17 protein-coding genes and 2 pseudogenes are annotated in these 20,078 nt (G+C 60.5%); 6 read left to right on the top strand and 13 right to left on the bottom strand.

The annotated features are described in order from the left end of the window. Positions 1-153: 153 nt before the first annotated feature. The 4 genes from Q8X48_RS26895 to Q8X48_RS26880 form a co-directional block, all read right to left on the bottom strand. Positions 154-1,143 (bottom strand): FecR family protein, encoded by a 990-nt coding sequence (locus Q8X48_RS26895; RefSeq protein ID WP_407802211.1) that lies wholly within the window; start codon positions 1,141-1,143, stop codon positions 154-156. Beyond that, the gene (locus tag Q8X48_RS26890) at positions 1,140-1,712 is read right to left on the bottom strand and encodes an RNA polymerase sigma factor (protein WP_407802210.1); all 573 of its coding nucleotides are present in this window, start codon (positions 1,710-1,712) and stop codon (positions 1,140-1,142) included. Before Q8X48_RS26890 ends, Q8X48_RS26895 begins: the two co-directional genes overlap by 4 nt. Before the next feature lie 234 nt (positions 1,713-1,946). Continuing rightward, positions 1,947-2,354, bottom strand: coding sequence for an HPF/RaiA family ribosome-associated protein (locus tag Q8X48_RS26885; RefSeq protein WP_007970346.1), 408 nt, complete (start codon positions 2,352-2,354; stop codon positions 1,947-1,949). A 214-nt stretch (positions 2,355-2,568) separates the two neighbouring features. Continuing rightward, a complete protein-coding gene (locus tag Q8X48_RS26880; protein WP_007970343.1) occupies positions 2,569-3,516 on the bottom strand; it encodes a LysR substrate-binding domain-containing protein in 948 nt (315 codons plus the stop codon). A gap of 135 nt (positions 3,517-3,651) precedes the next feature. Between Q8X48_RS26880 and Q8X48_RS26875 the strand changes: the two genes are divergently transcribed. Then, a complete protein-coding gene (locus Q8X48_RS26875) occupies positions 3,652-5,028 on the top strand; it encodes an L-serine ammonia-lyase (RefSeq protein ID WP_407802209.1) in 1,377 nt (458 codons plus the stop codon). Between the two features lie 112 nt (positions 5,029-5,140). Here the strand turns inward: Q8X48_RS26875 and Q8X48_RS26870 are convergent, their stop codons facing one another. After that, positions 5,141-5,341: a hypothetical protein gene (locus Q8X48_RS26870; protein ID WP_407802208.1), complete on the bottom strand. Its 201-nt coding sequence runs from the start codon at positions 5,339-5,341 to the stop codon at positions 5,141-5,143. Between Q8X48_RS26870 and Q8X48_RS26865 the strand changes: the two genes are divergently transcribed. After that, the gene (locus Q8X48_RS26865; RefSeq protein WP_102674856.1) at positions 5,340-5,657 is read left to right on the top strand and encodes a DUF3509 domain-containing protein; all 318 of its coding nucleotides are present in this window, start codon (positions 5,340-5,342) and stop codon (positions 5,655-5,657) included. The two genes, Q8X48_RS26870 and Q8X48_RS26865, sit on opposite strands and share 2 nt — an antisense overlap. Here Q8X48_RS26865 and Q8X48_RS26860 read toward each other — a convergent pair. Continuing rightward, positions 5,654-6,154: a phosphate-starvation-inducible protein PsiE gene (locus Q8X48_RS26860; protein WP_015093539.1), complete on the bottom strand. Its 501-nt coding sequence runs from the start codon at positions 6,152-6,154 to the stop codon at positions 5,654-5,656. The genes Q8X48_RS26865 and Q8X48_RS26860 overlap by 4 nt on opposite strands. A gap of 276 nt (positions 6,155-6,430) precedes the next feature. Between Q8X48_RS26860 and Q8X48_RS26855 the strand changes: the two are divergent. Continuing rightward, positions 6,431-6,670: pseudogene (locus Q8X48_RS26855) on the top strand (YebG family protein); the annotation flags it as partial. A 182-nt stretch (positions 6,671-6,852) separates the two neighbouring features. On the opposite strand, the gene Q8X48_RS26850 reads toward Q8X48_RS26855, so the two are convergent. Continuing rightward, positions 6,853-7,872: a Glu/Leu/Phe/Val dehydrogenase family protein gene (locus tag Q8X48_RS26850; RefSeq protein WP_007970336.1), complete on the bottom strand. Its 1,020-nt coding sequence runs from the start codon at positions 7,870-7,872 to the stop codon at positions 6,853-6,855. Positions 7,873-8,055: 183 nt separating this feature from the next. Between Q8X48_RS26850 and Q8X48_RS26845 the strand changes: the two genes are divergently transcribed. Then, on the top strand, positions 8,056-8,859 hold the full coding sequence (locus Q8X48_RS26845; protein WP_126049341.1) for a SirB1 family protein: 804 nt from the start codon (positions 8,056-8,058) through the stop codon (positions 8,857-8,859). Positions 8,860-8,976: 117 nt separating this feature from the next. Here Q8X48_RS26845 and maiA read toward each other — a convergent pair whose 3' ends face one another. From maiA to hmgA, 3 genes are read right to left on the bottom strand one after another with little or no spacing between them, the layout of a single operon-like run. Next, entirely contained in the window at positions 8,977-9,612 is a 636-nt protein-coding gene (gene maiA, locus Q8X48_RS26840; RefSeq protein WP_407802207.1) for a maleylacetoacetate isomerase, read from the bottom strand. Between the two features lie 12 nt (positions 9,613-9,624). After that, entirely contained in the window at positions 9,625-10,929 is a 1,305-nt protein-coding gene (fahA, locus tag Q8X48_RS26835; protein WP_102701458.1) for a fumarylacetoacetase, read from the bottom strand. Positions 10,930-10,932: 3 nt separating this feature from the next. Beyond that, entirely contained in the window at positions 10,933-12,237 is a 1,305-nt protein-coding gene (gene hmgA / locus Q8X48_RS26830) for a homogentisate 1,2-dioxygenase (RefSeq protein WP_407802205.1), read from the bottom strand. Positions 12,238-12,402: 165 nt separating this feature from the next. On the opposite strand from hmgA, the gene Q8X48_RS26825 reads away from it, so the two are divergent. Continuing rightward, positions 12,403-13,203 carry an IclR family transcriptional regulator gene (locus Q8X48_RS26825; RefSeq protein WP_407802204.1) on the top strand — a complete coding sequence of 267 codons (801 nt, stop codon included), beginning with the start codon at positions 12,403-12,405 and terminating at the stop codon, positions 13,201-13,203. 69 nt (positions 13,204-13,272) lie between these two features. Here Q8X48_RS26825 and Q8X48_RS26820 read toward each other — a convergent pair whose 3' ends face one another. The 3 genes from Q8X48_RS26820 to Q8X48_RS26810 all read right to left on the bottom strand — a co-directional run bounded on the left by Q8X48_RS26820 (position 13,273) and on the right by Q8X48_RS26810 (position 19,145). Further along, complete coding sequence (locus tag Q8X48_RS26820) at positions 13,273-15,819, bottom strand: helix-turn-helix transcriptional regulator (protein WP_407802203.1); 2,547 nt, start codon at positions 15,817-15,819, stop codon at positions 13,273-13,275. 141 nt (positions 15,820-15,960) lie between these two features. Next, a complete protein-coding gene (locus tag Q8X48_RS26815) occupies positions 15,961-17,328 on the bottom strand; it encodes a DUF1329 domain-containing protein (RefSeq protein WP_407802202.1) in 1,368 nt (455 codons plus the stop codon). 23 nt (positions 17,329-17,351) lie between these two features. Continuing rightward, on the bottom strand, positions 17,352-19,145 hold the full coding sequence (locus Q8X48_RS26810) for a DUF1302 domain-containing protein (protein ID WP_407802201.1): 1,794 nt from the start codon (positions 19,143-19,145) through the stop codon (positions 17,352-17,354). Between the two features lie 738 nt (positions 19,146-19,883). Here Q8X48_RS26810 and Q8X48_RS26805 point away from each other — a divergent pair. After that, positions 19,884-20,078: pseudogene (locus tag Q8X48_RS26805) on the top strand (hypothetical protein); the annotation flags it as partial.

The following is a 20,078-nucleotide window of genomic DNA, read 5'->3' as shown; positions in this document are numbered from 1 at the left end:
ACAATTTGAAAATATTTTTACTCAGGGTGATGCAGTGTTTGAACTGGCCCCTTCGCGGGCAAGCCCGCTCCCACAAGGTTCTATGTTGTCCCCAATTTGGTGACCGACTCAAAACTTGTGGGAGCGGGCTTGCTCGCGAAGAGGACATTCGGTTCAACGCAAAATAATCAGATGCCCCAACACCTGATGCTGCTCAAACCCCAACACTCCCTGCAAAGAACTCAACACCGCCTGCGGATTCCTGCTCGGAAAGCTGCCACTGACCCGGCGTGCCGCCAGTTCACTATTGAGTATTACGATCCGTCCCGGGTAATAGCGCCCCAGATCCCGCACCACATCGGCCAGCGTCGCCTTGTAGTAATTGAGCCAGCCCTGGCGCCATGCCAACTGCGCCTCGCTGTCCACCGCGTGGAAATTTTGCGCCGAACCTTCGCCGTAGGCGACTTGCTGGTCGGCGGTGAGGATTTGCTGTTCGGCATCCTGGTCCGCCGTCACCCCGACTCGCCCGGACAGCACCGTGACCTGCGCCCCCCGAGGTTGCAAACGGACTTCGAACTGCGTGCCCAGCACCCGTGCCTGGCCTTTCTCGGCGTCCACCACAAACGGCTCACCGGTGTGAGTAACACTGAAAAACCCGGCGCCGCGACGCAGTTGCACATGCCGCTCGCCGCGACTGAAATCCACGGCGATGGCACTGTCGGCATCCAGTGTCACCTGCGACTGATCGGCCAGGGTGACGGTGCGGATTTCCCCCGGTGCCGAGACGAAGTCCGCGCCCAGGTCATCGATCCAGCGCGAGGGCTGCCAGCCTGTACCGAGACTGACCATCAACAGCAGACACGCCGCCATCGCCAGCGCACCGGACCAACGCCCGACCGTGCTGCGCCGAGGCTTGTCCATGGCGTTGAGATACCTCTGCAAGGCAAGAGCATCTTCATTGGCGAGCATGCGCGCCGGTCCTTCGCTCAGCTCCCACAAGACCTGCGCCCGGGCATAGGCCTCGGCATGGGCGGGATCGACCTGCAACCAATGACTGAAAGTCGCCTGATCACCACTGCCGGGCTGGTCATGCAACAGACTCAGCCAGGCCAGCGCTTGCTGTTCCTGAGCGGGCGTCGGGGTGACGCGTTCGAAGTGGTTCACGGTGCTTTCCCTGGCGTACGCGGTTCGGGTTCCCGAAGGCTGGCCTTGCAGGCTTCGAGGGCGCGCATCATATGTTTTTCCACGGCACTTTGGGACAAGCCCATGGCCTTGGCGATCTCGGCGTATTTACGGCCGTGAATGCGATTGAGCAAAAAGATCTGCCGCGTGCGCTGCGGTAACGCGCGCAATGCGGCTTCGACGTGACGCAGATCGTTGCCCGCCTCCAGCGCCGCTTGCGGTCCGCTGCCATGGCTGTCCGGTGATTCCACCAGCATGCCTTCGCTGGCCCGCACCCGCGTGCCTTCACTGCGCAAATGATCGATGGCGATGTTGCCGGCGCAGCGCAACAGGTAGGTACTGAGTTCCTCGACTTGCACCAGCGGCCGCCGCCAGAACCGCAGGAACAAGTCCTGAACCAGGTCCGCTGCCGTCGCCTTGCAACCGACACGCCGACTCACCAGCGCTTCCATTTGCGAACGCTGGGAGAGAAACACCTGGAGAAAATGTGCACGGTCGCCGCGCTGTTGATCACGCTCGATATCGTGGGGGTCGGGTGGGAGAGTCATCATCGTTCATGTTTCGACCTGGAAACCGGGGGGCCACGACAGCGTCAGGGGGCCGGCAAGGCCGCAATATTAATGATAAATATTCTCATACGCAAAAAGATCGGGTGCAGCCCTCTATCTCGCCCGTTGATTCACCACAGCCCATGCCAATGACCATGGAATCCAAAAGCCACCGAAACGAGAACGGGCCTGCAATGCAGGCCCGTTCTCATGGGAAGGTAAAAAGTGAATCAGGTGTCAGCCGTTAAGCGCCGCCTGTTCGTTTTCCAGAAACTCTTCTTCCAGCAGCTGGTCGGCATGGGCGCCACTCTCGATGGGCACCACATTTGCTCGTTTGCCGCGTAGTTTGCCGAACATATGCTCCAGCGCATGTTCAAGTTTGGTGGCTGCTCCGTCGATCGCCTGCTCCATGGTGGAGGCTTTATGGGTAACGGAAACCGGTTGATGGCCTTTTGGCCGCGCCTCCAGCTGGCAGCGCATGTCGTGGGGACCCGGCTTGTCGCCGTTCTCGTCCCGCAGGTGAACCTCGACGCGTGTCAGGTCCTCTTCGTAGCGTTCGAGCGTGCTCTCAATGGTCGTACGTACCCACTCCTCCAGTCGTTTACTGCCTTGAATATGGTTATCGCTATTGACTTGGATTTGCATAGTTCATCCCTTATTTCAGCTAGCTCGCGAGAGGCCGGTCAGCTAAGCCCTTGGGCGTCATCACCGTGACCTCTTGGTTACACAATCGGTCTGTACGCTGAACAATTCAACCCCTAAAAAAAGATAAATTTTCAATCGCAAAAAAAGCCGGACAACCGGTAAAAGCGCTGTTAAGGTCGGGAGTTGGGTCGCCCTGCTCTTGCGTAACAATTGCTCACATTTGCTGCTCCCCCAACGGATGCAGACTGCGAAAAACCCCCGCCTCCTCCACCAACCAATCGTGCACCGCGCGTACACCCGGATGGCTCAATGCGCCCGGTGCGTAAAGCAGCATGTAGCGCTTGTGATTGGGCACCGCCAGGCCAAACGGCACGATCAACGCCCCGCGTTCCAGCTCATCGTTGAGCAGCGTTCGTCGGGCAATTGCCACGCCCATCCCGGCGATGGCCGCTTCGATGGTCAGGTGATTGCGATTGAAGGTATGCCCGCGTCGAACATCCGCCCCTTCGAAGCCGATGGCGTTGAGGTAAAACTCCCATTCCGCATATTCGTAGCTGCCGCGCCAGGCGGTGATGTCGTGCAACAACGGAAAGTGCATCAGGTCTGCCGGACCGTGCAGCGGCGGACGCCCCCGCAACAGGCTCGGCGCGCACACCGGAAAAATCTGCTCATCGAGCAAGGCTGTGGATAACAGACCCGGGTAGCTGCCGTCGTTCAGGTCGATCGCCAGGTCGAAGTCACCCTCATGCAACGGCACGCTGCTGTCCTCGGCCACCAGGCGCAACTGAATGTCCGGAAAACGCTGCTGCAAACGCGGCAGGCGCGGCGTCAGCCATTTGCTCAGGAACGACGGAATCGAACGCACCCGCAGAATCCCGCTGATCATGCCCGCATCCAGTCGCCGCAATTCCGCGTCGATGCTACCAAAGGCTTCGTTGACGGTAATGGCCAGGCGCTGGCCCTCGGCGCTCAGCTCCACGCCACGGGCGCGGCGGTGAAACAGGCGAAAGCCCAGGCGTTCTTCCAGCTGGCGGATCTGCTGGCTGACGGCTCCCGGTGTGATGTGCAGTTCTTCGGCGCAACGGGTGAACGACAGGTGCCGCGCGGCACAGGCAAACACGTTCAGCCAGACATAGGTCTGGGCATGTAATTGACGGCTCATCGTTTAGTCCTGCTAAAGGATGTCTTAGGAAATTTCGTTGGTCACGTAGGACCTTGGCGGGCAGTATCGCCGACATAGCGCTTGTCCTACAAAAATGGCGGCGATTCCTCTTCCATTGCTTGTACAGGCTTTAGCATGGCTATCAGTGTTTTCGATCTCTTCAAAGTTGGCATCGGCCCGTCCAGTTCCCATACCGTCGGTCCGATGCGCGCCGCCGCGACCTTCGCTCAACAACTGCTCGAACAGGGTTTTCTGACGGACGTGCGACGCGTGGAGATTCGCCTTTACGGTTCCCTGTCGGCGACCGGCGTCGGTCACGCGACAGACCGCGCCTGCGTCATGGGCCTGATGGGCGAATGGCCCGACAGCATCGACCCCACCACCATCGACAGCCGCATTCACACCCTGCGTGAAACCGGCAAATTGCGTCTGGCAGGCGTTGCGGACATTGCCTTCGACTGGCAACACGATCTCCTGCTGCGTGACGAAAGCCTGCCCTACCACCCCAATGCCATGTCCATGACGGCTTTCGGTGAAACCGGCGAACTGTTCGAGCAAACCTATTACTCGGTGGGCGGCGGTTTCATCATCGAAGCCGCCGAAGCCGAGTCCGGGATCGCACCGGCCGGCGATGTGGTGCTGCCTTACGATTTCTCCAGCGCCGCCGAACTGCTCAAGCTGTGCAACGAGCACGGGCTGCGGGTCAGTGAACTGATGATGGCCAACGAGCGGGCGTGGCGTGGTGATACCGAGATCCGCGAGGGCCTGTTGCATATCTGGTCGGTGATGCGCGAATGCGTCGAGCAGGGCTTGCGTCACGAAGGCATCCTGCCCGGCGGTCTGAATGTTCCACGCCGAGCGGCAAAACTGCATCGCAGCCTGCAGGAAATCGGCAAGCCGAATGTCATCACCTCCACCTTGTCAGCGATGGAATGGGTCAACCTGTACGCCCTTGCCGTGAACGAAGAAAACGCTGCAGGCGGGCGCATGGTCACGGCACCGACCAACGGCGCAGCGGGAATCATCCCGGCAGTGCTGCATTACTACATGAAATTCAATGCCGATGCGTCTGACGACGACGTGGTCGCGTTCTTCCTGGGTGCAGCCGCCGTTGGTATCCTGTGCAAGAAAAACGCATCGATCTCCGGGGCCGAAGTCGGCTGCCAGGGCGAAGTCGGCTCTGCTTGCGCCATGGCCGCCGCTGGCCTGGCAGAGGTACTGGGCGCCAGCCCCGAACAGTTGGAAAACGCCGCCGAAATCGGCCTGGAACACAACCTCGGCCTCACCTGCGACCCGGTTGGCGGTCTGGTGCAAGTGCCGTGCATCGAACGCAACGCAATCGCCGCCGTGAAAGCCATCAACGCCACACAAATGGCCCTGCGCGGTGACGGCAAGCACTTCATTTCCCTGGACCGGGTGATCCGCACCATGCGCGATACCGGAGCCGACATGCACGACAAGTACAAAGAGACGTCACGGGGCGGACTGGCGGTGAATTGGGTGGAGTGTTGACCGTTTTGGTTGCACGCCCGCCGTTATTGCCCTGAAACGTGCAGGAAACGCGGCCCGCTGTAGGAGCGAGCTTGCTCGCGAAAAACCAAAAGGCGCCGTGGGGTGTCCGGGTTTACGCGTTACCGTTGACGACCATCGCGAGCAGGCTCGCTCCTACAGAACCTGTTTTTTGTCCGACAATTTTTCCGGCATGGGCCTTGCTACTTCCCTGCTGGAACAATGATGACGAGATGGCCGATGGTCTGGCATTGCGAACTAATCCCGATATCGGCCGGTCAACAACTGCACGTTCAATCAGGCGGTGACGCATCATGGACAACCCTTTCCAGCTCATTACCGATGCCTTTGCAGCGGATTACCAGATCAACCTGAGCATTCAGGGCCTGGACGGCAGCATCATGCTGACCCTTTCCAACAGTGGGCGCGTAGTGGCCAAACGCATGATCAGCGCCGAACAACGCAATGACCCCCAACGCCTCAAGCGACTGGTTCAAAGCATTCAATTCGGCATTGCCATCGAACAGGGCCACAGCGCCGTGGCCATCCTCGAAGCCATGACCACCGGCAGCGGACGGAACTTGCCGCCCCCTGCCGTCAAAGGGCGGCTGCGCCCCACTCTCGGACTCTAGATTTCGCCCTTCTCGACCTCTGGATGTTCACTGGAACCCGCGCCGGTCTTGCGATGCGGATTTTCAATCTTCACCGAGGGAAATTGCGACGAAGCGTAACGCACCACCAGAATCGCAAACGCCAACAGCAGGATCCCGCCGCACAGGTAAATGATCCCCAGGTCCGGCGGGTTGTGGTGCGAAACGTTGGAAATCAGCAGCCGTGTCAGCGCGGTGATCGCCACGTAGATCAGGAAGCGCACGGGCATGTGGTTGGTCTTGAAGTAAATCCCGACCATCGCCCCCAGTTCCAGGTAGATGAACAGCAGCAGGATGTCATCGATCTTGATGTGCCCCTCTTCGATCATCCCGAGAAATTCCATCACCGCCGCCCACGCGGTCACCGCACCGATGGCGAACAGCGCCAGGTAATGAAAGGTCTCGACGAACAGATTGCCCAGGGACTCGGCCAGTTCATGCACGCTCTGCCGCAGTTTCTCGGCCCAGTTGATTTTCACGATGATGCTTCCTTAGGTCGGTTCGACCGGATGATGCGGGTTGGACGTGACGGTTTTTCTGCATGCAGAAAAAAGGCCAGCCCATGATGGCGAGGCGTTCCGGATTGCGCGCCGTGGCGTTTGGTCGCACCTGTGCAGGGCCTCGCCTGACAAATGCCGAAACCGGTCTACATTAAAAAGCCACTACCCAAACGACAGGGTTTCGCTTATCCTTTCGCTGTATATAGATACAGTAGTCGAAACCGACAACCAATGTGAAGGCATGTGAGGTGGTGAATGGCCGTCGAAGTGGTATACCGCAGCAGCCGAGATCTGGAGCGCTTGTTCATGGATAAAGCCGAAGCTGACCGTCATGACAAAATGCTCGAACTGGCCGAATTGCTGGCTGAAGTGTTGCAAAAAGCCGTTCCGTCCCTGACCGAGCAGCAAGTGGAAGAAGCCGGGATCTACATGGCGAAGAATCGCGATGTGTTCGCCAAGGCGTTCAAGAGCCAGCCGGACGCCCTGTCCGAACTGCTTGCGGCACCTGTTGAAGTCGCCGAGCCGGTTGCAGTGCCCGCTCCTGTGGAAGAGGCAAACGCTGAGCCGGTTGCCCCGGCCAAGCCAGCCAAGGCTGCGAAAACAGCAAAATAAGCGACACCCGAATTGAATAGGCCCTGAGTCCGATGGAGTCAGGGCCTTTTTCATGTCCGATCTTTTTATCGATACAGCACCTTTTCCGCCAACTCGTCCGCCACCCGGGCCGGCGAACGTTTTTCCGCCTGGGCGTGGGCAAACACCTCGGTCAGGCGCGAGCTGATTTTCGAGAGGTGTGCGGTGATGGTCGACAGTTCTTCGCCGCGGTGCTTGAGCGACACATAGATCAGACCGCCGGCGTTGATCACGTAGTCCGGCGCATACAGGATGCCGCGACGTTCCAGTTGGTCGGCGACATCCAGATGTGTCAGCTGGTTGTTCGCCGAACCGGCCACTGCCGAGCAGCGCAGTTGCGTCACGCTGTGGCTGTTCAGCACCCCGCCCAGACCGCATGGCGCAAGAATATCGCAAGGTGTGCTGAGCAGTGCGTCGTTGGCGATGGGGTGAGCCCCGAGTTGCTCCATCGCCAGTTGCACCTTGCCGTGATCGATATCGCTGACCAGCAGTTCGGCACCGGCGGCGTGCAACTGTTCTGCCAGGGCATATCCGACGTTGCCCAGGCCCTGAATGGCGACGCGCAGACCTTCGAGGTTATCGCTGCCCAGTCGCGCCATCGCAGTGGCGCGAATGCCGGTGAATACGCCCATCGCCGCGTGCGGCGCGGGGTCACCCGCCGAGGTGGTGCTGGTGACGTGCTGGGTCTGTTGGGCGATGCAATCCATGTCCGCCACTGAGGTGCCGCTGTCGATGGCTGTGATGTAGCGCCCGTCCAGCTGATTGATACAGCGCCCGAAGGCTTCGAACAGCGCGGCGCGGTTGGCCACATGAACGGGGCGAATGATCACCGCCACGCCGCCGCCCTGGGCCAGGCCGGCCAGTGCCGCCTTGTAACTCATGCCTTGGGCAAGGCGCACCGCATCCTCGACCGCAGATTCGTCGCTGGGATAGGCAAGATAACGACAACCACCCAGGGCAGGCCCCAGTCGGCTGTTATGAATGGCAATGACCGCCTTTAACCCGGTGACCGGGTCAACGCTCAGATGCAGCGATTCAAGGCGAGTACTTTGCATGAGAGCGAACATCGTCAGGCTCCCGAATCACTTCTTGTAGACGCCAGTATAGGCTTGCGCCCGAAAATTGCAGAAGCGCACCGGAATAAGCACGGCTGCGATGCAGGCTTTCGGAAATAACCGGAATTCGCTCTTGCGCAGCACTGGACGAATGCCGGAGAGGGGACTAAAACGAGGCATTGCCCGGAGATTTTGATGACCCCGCGCCAATCGTTCTTCGCCTGTCTGCAACGTTCACCGCCCGCGCTGTTCGAGGCGGCGCTATGGATTGCGGTCGAGCATGACGGTGAAGTAAAGCCCCAGGCGGTACTGGCCCACTTCCAGGAGTTGCAGCAACGGGTCAGCGGTGGCTTGCCGATGCTGCCGGTCAGTGAACTGGCGCAACCGCTATTGCGGCGCATGAACGACCTGGGCTTCGCCCAGGACGACTTCACACCCTTGCGCCCGCAAGTGGCACTGCTCGACAAAGTGCTGGAGCGCCGACGAGGGCAACCCTTGACGCTGGGGTTGATTGCGCTGGAGTTGGCCAGGGGCCTGGAGATCCCCATGGTCGGGGTCAACTTTCCCGGGCATTTCCTGCTGCGGGTGCCGGGCTCCGATCATTTGCTCGATCCCTGCGGCGGCCGTCGCCTTTATCCGAACGATTGCCGAGAGTTGTTGCACCGCCAGTATGGCCCGGACATGAAGCTCAGCGCCGACCATCTGGTCACCGCCGAGCCGGTGCAGATGCTGCAACGGCTGTCGCGCAACCTGCGCCAGTTGTACCTCTCCCACGACGACTTCATCAATGCCCTGATCGACGCCGGGCGCGTCCTGGAACTGGGCAATGCCAGTAGCGCCGACTATCTGGCCCGGGCCAGCCTGTACCAACGGCTGGACTGCCCGAACGCCGAGCGTTTTGACCTGGAGCACGCACTGCTGCTCAGCGACGATCCCATCCAGCGGATTCGCCTCACGGACCGGCTGGGGCATTTACCGCCGAATGCCATCGTTCACTGATCAAAAATCATTGTGGGAGCGAGCTTGCTCGCGATAGCGGTGTGTCAGTCAAATCAATATGACTGACACACCGCTATCGCGAGCAAGCTCGCTCCCACATTGGGTCTGTGTGAACCGTTATGGCGTATCTGGCTGATTCGCCGGATGCGCCTGGATGAACGCCGGGTGCGTCGCCGCCAATGCCGCCACTCGCCGGATGCGTGGATAAGCCTCAAGAGAAACATTGAAGCGCTCGGCCGCGTACAGCTGCGGAATCAAGTAGACGTCCGCCAGCCCCGGCTCGGGGCCGAAGCAGTAACCGTCATCACCAATCAACTGCTCTACCGTGGCCAACCCCTGGCCGACCCAGTGGCCGATCCACTCCACCACCTGCGGTTCGTCGTGGCCCGACTGGCGCAGCCGGTTGAGCACGCTGACGTTGTGCAGCGGGTGCACATCGCAGCCGATCACTGCCGCCACGCCACGCTCATGTGCGCGGGTGGCGAGGTCATTGGACAGCAGCGGCACCTGTGGATAACGTTCCTCCAGGTATTCGATGATCGCGGGAGACTGGATCAGCAACTCGCCTTCATCGGTACGCAAGGCCGGCACGCGGCCCTGTGGGTTGATGCCCAGATAAGGCGGCTGTCGATGCTCGCCGCCCTGGGGTGCGATCAGGTTGACGGGCAGGGATTGATAATCCAGGCCCTTGAGCGCCAACGCGATACGCACCCGGTACGACGACGTCGAACGGTAGTAAGTATAGAGTTCCATGCCCCGCTCCTCTCAGCGCGCCGGCAGCACTTTGCCGCGGCACTCACCGAAACCGATGGACGCGAAACCGTCGCGGCGGCAACGGCCGCGCAGGATGATTTCGTCACCGTCCTCAAGGAACTTGCGCACCTCGCCCGAGGCCAGTTCGATCGGCTTTTTACCGCCTTCGGTAATTTCCAGCAGGCTGCCGAACTGACCGTTCTCCGGCCCCGACAAGGTGCCCGAACCGAACAGGTCACCGGCCTGCAATTGGCAGCCGTTGACGCTGTGGTGCGCCACCATTTGCGCCACGGTCCAGTACATGTGCTGTGTGTTGCTCAGGGTCAGGCGATGGGCCGGCAGGTTCTGCTCGCGCATGGCCTCGGTGAGCAGCAGCACTTCCAGTTCGATGTCGAACCCGCCAGCGGCCTGATCGCGCTTGTCGAGCAGGTACGGCAGCGGCTGCGGATCACCTTGCGGACGTGCAGGCTGGGCACGGCGGAATGGCTCCAGTGCTTCGGCGGTGACGACCCACGGCGAGATGCTGGTGATGAAGCTTTTCGACAGGAACGGCCCCAAAGGCTGGTATTCCCAGGCCTGAATGTCCCGTGCCGACCAGTCGTTGAGCAGGCAGAAACCGGCGATGTGATCGGCGGCGTCGCCGATGGCAATCGAGTCGCCCATGTCGTTGCCCTGGCCGATCCAGATGCCCAGCTCCAGTTCGTAGTCCAGGCGCGCACAAGGGCCGAACGTCGGTTCGCTCTGACCGGCCGGCAACGTCTGGCCTTTCGGGCGGCGGACGTCGGTACCGGACGGGCGAATGGTCGACGCACGACCGTGGTAGCCGATTGGCACGTACTTGTAGTTCGGCAGCAACGGGTTGTCGGGACGAAACAATTTGCCGACGTTCTGCGCGTGCTCGATGCCAACATAGAAGTCGGTGTAATCATTGATTTTCGCCGGCAGGTGCATTTCGCAATCCGCAGCCAGAGGCAGCAGTTTTGCGCCCTGGGCTTCGATCTTGCCGTGCAGGGTGCTGCCCTCGGCGAACAGTTCCAGCAAACGCTCGCGCAACGCGACGCGAGCCTCGCGCCCCAGTTCGAAGAAGGCATTCAACTGACCGCCAAGGGTCGCTTCGACCGCGGCTTTCGCAGCGCCATCGAACAACCCGGCCTCAAGGGCCGCTTGCAGGTCAAAGATGTGTTCGCCGATGGCCACGCCACTGCGCGGTGCCGAGCCGTTGAGGCTGAACACGCCCAGCGGCAGGTTTTGCAGGGGGAAATCCGCATGGTCGTTGGCGGATGCAACCCAGCTGCGAGTGATGGAAGTCTGCGTCATGGGTTATCTCCGGGTCGGGTCGAAAGTGGCGGGCAACGTAGCCCAGCAGGCATCGTAAGTGTTTTGCAGTTGCGGGCAATCGAGGGCGAAACGGCTCGGACGCAATACCTGGCTGGTCTCGAACATGAATGCCATGGTGTTGTCGATTTTCGCCGGTTTGAGGTCAGCGTTGATCGCTTTGGTGCAAGTCTCTCCGTCGGGACCATGGGCGCTCATGCAGCTGTGCAAGGACGCACCGCCGGGCACAAAGCCTTCGGCCTTGGCGTCGTATTCGCCCCGGATCAACCCCATGAATTCGTTCATCAGGTTGCGGTGGAACCACGGCGGACGGAAGGTTTTCTCGGCCACCATCCAGCGCGGCGGGAAGATCACGAAGTCGAGGTTGGCCAGGCCATGAACGCTGGTCGGCGAGGTCAGCACGGTGAAGATCGACGGATCGGGGTGATCGAAACTGACGGTGCCGATGGTGTTGAAACGGCGCAGGTCATATTTGTATGGCACGTTATTACCGTGCCAGGCAACCACGTTGAGCGGCGAATGATTGAGCTCGCACGCCCACAGCTGGCCGAGGAATTTCTGTACCAACGTGGTGGGTTGTTGCAGGTTCTCGTAGGCCGCCACCGGGGTCAGGAAGTCCCGCGGATTGGCCAGACCATTGCTGCCAATCGGCCCCAGGTCCGGCAGACGCAACGGCGCGCCATGGTTTTCGGCGACATAACCACGGGCCTGCGGATCGAGCAGCTCGATGCGGAATTTAAGACCGCGTGGCAGCACGGCAATTTCCAGCGGTTCCAGTTCAAGCGCGCCCAGTTCGGTGGCAATGCGCAGGCGCCCCAGTTCAGGCACAAGCAACATCTCGCCGTCGGCGTTGAAGAACACCCGCTCCATGGAACGGTTCGCACGGTAGTTGTAGATGCTGATACCGGCCGGCTTTTCCGCGCCCGAGTTGGCGGCCATGCTCACCAGGCCGTCGATGAAGTCGGTCGGCTCGGCGGGAATGTCCAGCGGGTTCCAGCGCAGGCGGTTTGGGGTCACCTCACCCAGTGGGCCGCCAGCCAGTTGCCGGTCCAGCTTGACGAATGCCGGGTGATTGGCCGACGGCTGAATGCGGTACATCCACGTCCGCCGCCCCTCGCTGCGCGGCATGGTGAACGCCGTGCCGGAGAACAGTTCGGTGTAGAGACCGTACGGGGCTTTTTGCGGGGAGTTCTGGCCAACAGGCAGTGCGCCGGGCAAGGCTTCGCTGCTGAATTCGTTGCCGAAGCCTGACAGGTAGGCCAGCGCTGGCATCGTTGAATCGGGGTTCATGGAGCCTCCTGAACAGGGAGTCGGCAGTGGCCGCTCACTCTGTTGCAGAGGTCGAGGCACGCCTGGGTTATTTTTATCGTAATCTGATTACGCATAACGTAATTTGATTGGTATTGACCGTCAAGCTATAAAGACGCCCATTCGTAACAGGATCAAACTGCCTCCATGCAAAAGCCCACCAGCGACAACAACGGTAAACAGAAAGTCCGCTCGGCCGAGGTGGGCACTGACATCCTCAAGGCTCTGGCTGAGTTGTCGCCTTCGACTTCGCTGTCGCGCCTGGCCGAACACGTGCAGATGCCGGCGAGCAAGGTCCATCGCTATTTGCAGGCGCTGATCGCCAGCGGATTTGCCGAACAGAACGCAGCGACCAACCATTACGGCCTGGGTCGTGAAGCCTTGCGCGTGGGGTTGGCAGCACTCAACAGTATGGACGTGCTGAAAGTCGCCGCCCTGCCCCTGGCCGAGCTGCGCGACGACTTGAACGAAACCTGCTTTCTGGCGGTATGGGGGAATCAAGGCGCGACCGTGGTGCACATCGAGCCGGCAGTGCGTGCGGTGACAGTGGTGACACAACTGGGCTCGGTGCTGCCGCTGCTCAGCTCTTCGACGGGACTGGTATTTGGCGCCTACCTGCCGAAGCGCGAGACCGAGGATCTGCGTGTACAGGAATTGCAGTCCCACGCAGCCCATGTGCTGGCAGACGATCAGGCCTACGCGACCCAGTGCGAACAAATCCGCGCACGCGGTTTGCACCATGTACATGGTTTGCTGCTGCCTGGGGTGGATGCCTTGTCGGCACCGGTGTTCAACGCGATGGGCAGAGTGGTTGCCGTGCTGACGGTGGTGGGGCCGACATCCTTGTTCCATGCCGATGAAAGCGGACCGGCGGCGAAGCGCCTGTTATCCGCCAGCCGTGCGGTCAGCTGGCGCATGGGTTATGAACCCGCCGCATCCGCGACCTGACTGCCACAGCTGTGCCAACCAGGCAGGGTTGGCATGCCTTTAATTCATTCCAAAACCAAAAACCAACACTTACCAAACCTGCATTATCAATCCCAGCTTCTTCGCCATGGCAACTGCCTGTGTGCGTCGCTCCACACCCAACTTGCTGTGAATGCGCCGGGCATGGGTTTTCACCGTATGCAACGAAATGAACAGTTGTTCGGCGATTTGCTGATTGGAGTTGCCTTGGGCAATCAGGTCCAGCACTTCAAGCTCTCGCCCGCTCAGCAAACAGACATCGGTGTCCCTATCGACCATTGACGCCGTTCCCTGTAGACGACAGATCAGTCCCGGCTGGCGCAAATTCAAATCACGCAATGTCTGCTGCCCATGACAACGCTTCACCAAGGCCAGGCCGGCCTCCAGCGCTGGATGAGCCATGTCCGGCTCATCCGTCAGGTCCGCCACTTCACAGATTGCCAATTGCAACTCCGTTTCCAGCGCCAGCATGGCCTGTTGTTGCGCCTGCTTGAGTAACGCCTTGAGACGATCTATTGGACTTTGCGCCAGTTGAAGTTGAGTCTCGGCCAACACCAACTGGTATTCGATACGCGCAATCAGTTGCAGCGTGGCCGGTGGCGCCTGGCGTGCATGAGTCCCGCGATAATGACGCAAGACTCGGGTCAGCGCTTCCCGGGCCAACTCCGGGCGCCCTTGCTGCAGCCAGAAATGACTGCTGATTTGCAGCAGTACGCTGCGATAAACCGTGTCGGGGATCTGTCGTTGCTGCATCAACCGTTCGGCTTCGCGCAGACGATCAAACGCATGGGCATAATCGCGCTGGTTGGCGGCCATCTGCGCTTGCCCGAGAAAGCCATACAGCGCGTGCTTGTCCTGGCTTTGCAGGCAGTCCTCCAGACCGGACTGGAAGAAACCGGCGGCCAGTTCATCTTGTCCCTGACAGAGGGCCAACCGTCCTCGGCGCAGGGCAATTCGCCCCAATAGCGGCGTCGGTCGATCAGCCTCTCGAGACAACAGCGCAACAGTATCAGCCAACAAGCTCTCGGCGCGTCGGGGCGCTCCGCGCATCTCCAGCAACTGCGCGTGATCGAGTTCAAGCAGCCCTTCGAACAATAGCGAGCCTTGGGCGCGCGCCAGGCACAGTGCCTCGCGATTGAACGTCTGCGCCACATCGAGTTCGGCGTTGAGCAACGCCTGCTGGGTCAGTCCTGACAGGCACAATAGTCGCGCCGGCCAGGCATCGACACTCAACTCGGCCAGCGCTTCGAGAAAGTGCCCGCGAGCCGCCTCCATACGGCCTTGCAAATGCAGGAGCCAGCCCTGTTGCGCCTGCCAGCGTGCCAGCAGTTGCCGTTGCAGCGTCTGCGTAGGCTGCGGGGTAAATCGTGCCAGTTGCCCGATGCACGCGGCGGCAGGATCGAAACGTCCGGCAAACAACAACGCCGCGCTGACCAGCCCGACCAATTGCGGCGTAACAAGGGTCAGCTCAGCCTGTTGACGCTCGTGGAGTTTCAACAACAGGCAGACATTTTCGCGCCGGAACAAATGTTCGAGGCTGAAGTGCTGCAACAGACTGACCGCCACTTCGAACTCCTGCGCCAACAGCGCCTGCTCGAACGCACCTTGCCAGTCCTCTTCGGCGCTGAACCATTGGCACGCGCGGCGATGCCAGGATCGCCCGGCCGGGGTCGGCTCTTCCGCCATTGCCCGGGCCAGTGGCTCGAAGATCCGCAACCACTCGACGGAGTCTTCCCAAGGCTCAATGAAGCAGCCCATGTCCTGCAACGCGTGCAGCCACTGCGCGCCCTCCCCCGTACCGAAAAGATGCTCGCACAGGCTGGCGTTGAAGCGTGGCAGATGAACCAACACCTGCCAGACCTCAACCAACTCCGGTGGCAAGGTGTTGAACAACTCGTGCTGCAGATAATCGAGCAACGTTGCCGAACGCCCCTGCTCAACCGACCACGGGCAACCATTGAGCAACGCAATCCGCACGCCAGCGCACCAGCCACCGCTGCGCTCAACCACCCTCTTGGCGGTCTGGGCCGCCAGGGTCGGCTCGACATGACCGAGCAACTGCCCGACCTCGGCCTCGGTAAACGCCAGCGCCCGGCCTTCGCACTCGTACAACTCATCATCGAGCAGCAGCCGCGGCCAGTTGCAGGAGGGTCGACGACGGGAACCGAGCCACCAGGTCAGCGCCGGGCTGGCGACGGCCAGCAGGCGATCGAGCATCCGATCGAGTTCCGGGTTGGGTGCACGGCAGTAATCATCCAGAAACAGCCAGGTCGGGGTCTGTAATCGGGCCAGATGCGCCAGCAGCCCAGGCTCATCCGCCGAGGGCAGATCCAGCGCTTGCGTCAGTCGCAACAGAAAATCGGCAGCACTCAACGACTCCCCCGCCAGCGGCAGCCAACAGACCCGACAGTGCTTCGGCGCCCGCAGCAGGCATTCGCTGAGCAACGCGCTCTTGCCACTGCCGGGCGGTGCGCAAAGCAACTTCACCCTCGCGGTCGACACCAGCATGGGCTCGATCAGCCGCTCGCGGGACAGATGATGAGACGACAGTCGGGGCACAAGGCCTGGGCGGTCCAGACAGTGCGTCATTGCAGTCATTGTGATGCGCCTTTTTTATAATTCTGGCGCCACCCTAGACCTCTCCCGAGCGCTTGTTGAAGAAGTATTCAACACACTGATCGTCCCCTATAAAAAAGGTGACCGCAAAGTCACCCTTTTGTGTAGGGGCCTGTAGGAAACCTACCTGACCCCCGTGCTACGCAAGGCCGCCGGCGTGTAGTCCCCCGCTTTTGCATCGATGTTGAATTCGAAGCTGCGCTTTTCTTCGTTCTTCATTCCCAGTGCGATATAGCGACCGGCAATCAGGTCATACAGCGCTTCGACGGTGTAGGCCGGCACCTGGTGATCGTAGTAGAACTGGGCATGCCCTTCGGCGACGCGCCAGAGCTGTCCACGCCCGTCGTAGTGGTCGGCCAGCGCCACTTGCCAGCTGTCTTCGTCGATGTACATGTGGCGCTTGGCGTACACGTGCCGCTCGTTCGGCTTGACCGTGGCGACGACTTCCCAGACCCGGTGCAACTCATAGCGGGTCAGGTCCTGGTTGATGTGCCCGGCCTTGATCACATCGGTGTACTTGAGGTCTGGCGAATCGAGCTTGTAGCTGTTGTAGGGGATGTACATTTCCTTCTTGCCAATCAGCTTCCAGTCGTAGCGATCCGGCGCGCCGGAAAACATGTCGAAGTTGTCGGTGGTGCGCAGGCCATCGGATGAGGTGCCGACACCGTCATAGGCGACCTGTGGCGCACGCCGTACCCGACGCTGGCCGGCGTTGTAGATCCAGGCCTTGCGCGGTTCCTTGACCTGATCGAGCGTCTCGTGAACCAGCAGCACGTTGCCCGCCAGCCGCGCCGGTGCGGTCACCTCCTGTTTGAAGTAGTTGAGCACGTTATCGTCGCTGCCCGGTTTCAGATCGCTGAGCAACGACGGCACGGCAACTTCGTCCTTGAAGCGGATCACCGTGAAATCGCCATTGGATTGCGGCGTCGCCTGGGTGATGGTGCGACGCAGATTGCCGCCGTGGTAACGGGTGATGTGGTTCCAGATCACTTCCACGCCATTCTTCGGAATCGGGAACGCGTAGTAGCGATTGCCGGTGAAGTTGGCCAGACCGTTACCGTCATTGATCGGTGTTACGTTCAGTGCACTGCGCTTGGCCGACTCATAGATTTCTGCCGGTAACGCCACGGTGCGATGGCTGGGATAGACCGGAATCTTGTAAGTCTCGGGGTAGCGCTTGAACATCGCGATCTGGCCGTCGGAAAGCTTGTCCTTGTACTGGTCGACGGTCGCTGCGGTGATCACGAACAATGGCTTTTCGTTGGCGAACGGGTCGGCCAGGAAACCTTTGCTGTCCACCGCGCCAGCGTTTTTCGGGATGCCACCGGTCCAGGCCGGAATCGAACCATCGGCATTGCCGGCCTTCTCGGCTCCGAGCGGGGTCAGGCTGGTGCCAAGCTTGTTGGCTTCCTCTGGCGACACCGCGGCCATCACGTTGGCGGCCAGCAACCCGAGGGTCAGCACGCCCAATTGCAACATCATCTTGCGCATCGAAATCATCCTTATCAGCCGGGTCAGAAGTTCACACCAAAGCTCAACGCCACGAAGTCACGGTCGGTGAGGACGTTGTAGTCCCCGCCGAAAAAATCGGTGTAACTGAGGCTTGCGGTATAGGTGTTGCGATAGTCCGCATCGACACCGAGGCTGATGGCCTTGGCGCCTTCGTTGAACAGGCCGTTGGGGCCATAGCCGGAGACGTCGTGGGACCACGAGAGATTGGGCCTGACGTTGATCCCGGCGATGAGGTTGTTGTAGTCGAGGATGGCCCGAGCGCGATAACCCCATGAAGTCGAGGTCACGAAGCCGTCGGTATCGCCGCCGAAACCATACTGGCCATACACCGAGTCGCGGCCGTAGCGCAACTTCGTACGTGCTTCCAGGCCACCGACCCGAACCACCGCCGCCTCACCCACCAGCGTCAGGCGATCGGCGCCGGCGACCTGATCGATGAAGTGCGTCAAGGTGCTCTGGATCTGCGTCACCTCCTTGCGGCGGTAACCTGTGTTGTCAGCCCCCGGTGACGTGGCGATGGGCGACGCCGCACCGCCTGCAATCGGATTGAGCATGGCCAGGGTCAGGTCATTGGTGTTGACCTGTACCGGGAGGTTGGGGCGGTAGCTGATTTCCCCGCTCCACGCAGTGCCGGTCGATAAGGTGGTGGCGAAGCTGGCGCCGTAGAGGCGGATGTCCTCCGGATATTCGAGGTAATACTGGCCGCGACCGAGCATCACACTCTGGGCCAGGCCTGAACCGCTGCCGGGGGCGATTCGGTTGGCGGCGGCTACGATTCCCGGAAGGCTTGCCAGCGTGCTGAGCCCGGCGGTGGTGGTCCCGACGTTGGGGCCGCGGCTGTGGTAGTTCATGAAGTACAGGCCGTACTCGGTGTCGTCCCCCAGCCAGCGCAACGCCGTACCCCACTGTCCGGAATCCCGGGCATCACGGTCGCCACCACGGGGAACGATCACGCCCTCTTTGCTGACCTCGAAGCCCTGGCCAAAGGCAGCCGCAATCGGCTGCAAGGGTGCAATGGCCGGGCTGGCGACGGTGTAGCCCTTGTTGCAGCCATCGGCCACCACATCGACACCAAAGAAGGTGCCGCAGTTATCGACGACCGTCTGATCCCATTCCAGTTGATAGAAGCCTTCCACGGTCAACTTCTCCGTCAGGCCCTGGGAGGCGAAGAGCATGTTGACCGGGATCAGGCCCTCCTTGATCTCGGCTCCAGGACGACGGAACGCGGACACGTCGACCGGGTTGATGCTGTTGATCGAGTTGCCGATGAAGGTGCTCTCCCCCCAACTGACCACCTGCTTGCCGGCACGCACCGTGCCCGGCAAATCGGCGAGGGAGTAGTTGTGATAAACGAATGCGTCGAGGATTTGTCCGCCTGAAGACTTGGCGCCTTCTTTGCGATTGTGATCGCTGATGTCCTTGAATGGGCGGCTTTCATCCTTCAGCTCGAAGTCGTACCAGTACTTGCCACGCACAAACGCGCCGGTGTCGCCGTACTTCAGTTCGAGGTCATGAATGCCCTTGAAGATCTTCGAGAAGGTTTCGCCTTTCTTGAAGTTCAGGCGCCCGTCGTCACCAGTCGAAGACTGGCCGGAACCGCCATTGACGGTGCCTACCAGGGCATCATCCGCATCACGCATGCCCCAACTCGCGCCGACCGACAATGAGGAGTCGAACGTCCCCTCGATTTCCCCGATGCTGAACGAAATGGCCTGAGCCTGGGCACAGCAGCCCAATGCGACCGCGGCCGCCAGCGCCTGCGGTGTGAAGATGGCGCGCATTGTTGTTTTTGTCATGCGTCTTCCCCGGTGAGTGACAGAAGGCCTCACCCTACTGCCGGGGCACCGGGATCGATAAGCGCACCAAAGAGGTATTCGTGGTGTACCTCTAAAGGATGACTGGCACAGGGTCACTACCCGGACATCGAGCAGCCGAATCCTGACTGTTGCCCGTGCTGCAACAGTGCATGTCGGGAATTGGTATTTTTCCTACGGCGCCGAGGGCTTATTCTTACCTCGCTGTCACAGTAAACCAACGCAAGCACCCTGTACCGGCCTGCGCCGTGACTGAACGATTTCAGATGAGTTGAGGATTCGGTTCATCGCCCCGTGTTCACTGACGTTGATTTGTAGCTCCTGATCCAACGTCTTACTTTGGCCGCTGCGTTTGCAGCGGCCTTTTTTATGGTTCTTCACGGAATCCTGGGGGAACACAGATAACAGAATATCTGGAGCTGCCGAAGGCTGCTCCTACAGGGGAATGCGTGCACCACCAAACAACGAGGTCGAGCGCAGGTTCTAAGCATTGGGCAACCCGGCATGGATGCCGGGTTAGCCGCGTACGGCCATGGATGGCGGCGGGCGGCGTTCCGACGAAAAACCTGAGAGCACCGCGGGGTGTCAGGCTCCCCGCAGCATCCTTGACCTCCATCGCGAGCTCGCTCCTACACGTATCGGTGTTCCCCGGAATTGCGTGAACAACCTTTTTTATGGGGCTCATTTTCAACGTGGGCACGGCCACCTGCAGGAGCTGGCTTGTCGGGTCGCCGCATCGCAGCGATGGTCGTTAACGATTACGTGTGTGATCTGGATAAACGCGGCGAACTTGAGTCCATCGCCAGCAAGCTGGCTCCTACAGTTTCAGCGTGGGCGCAGTCCTTTGTGGGAGCTGGCTTGCCGGCGATGGTCGTTAACGATGACGCATGTGGTCTGGATAAACGCGGCGCACTT

Source organism: Pseudomonas sp. QLc11A (assembly GCF_052112305.1).
GTDB classification, from domain to species: Bacteria; Pseudomonadota; Gammaproteobacteria; order Pseudomonadales; family Pseudomonadaceae; genus Aquipseudomonas; species Aquipseudomonas laurylsulfatiphila.
Note: the sequence above shows the minus strand (reverse complement) of the source record. Positions and strands in the feature narration are given on the sequence as shown.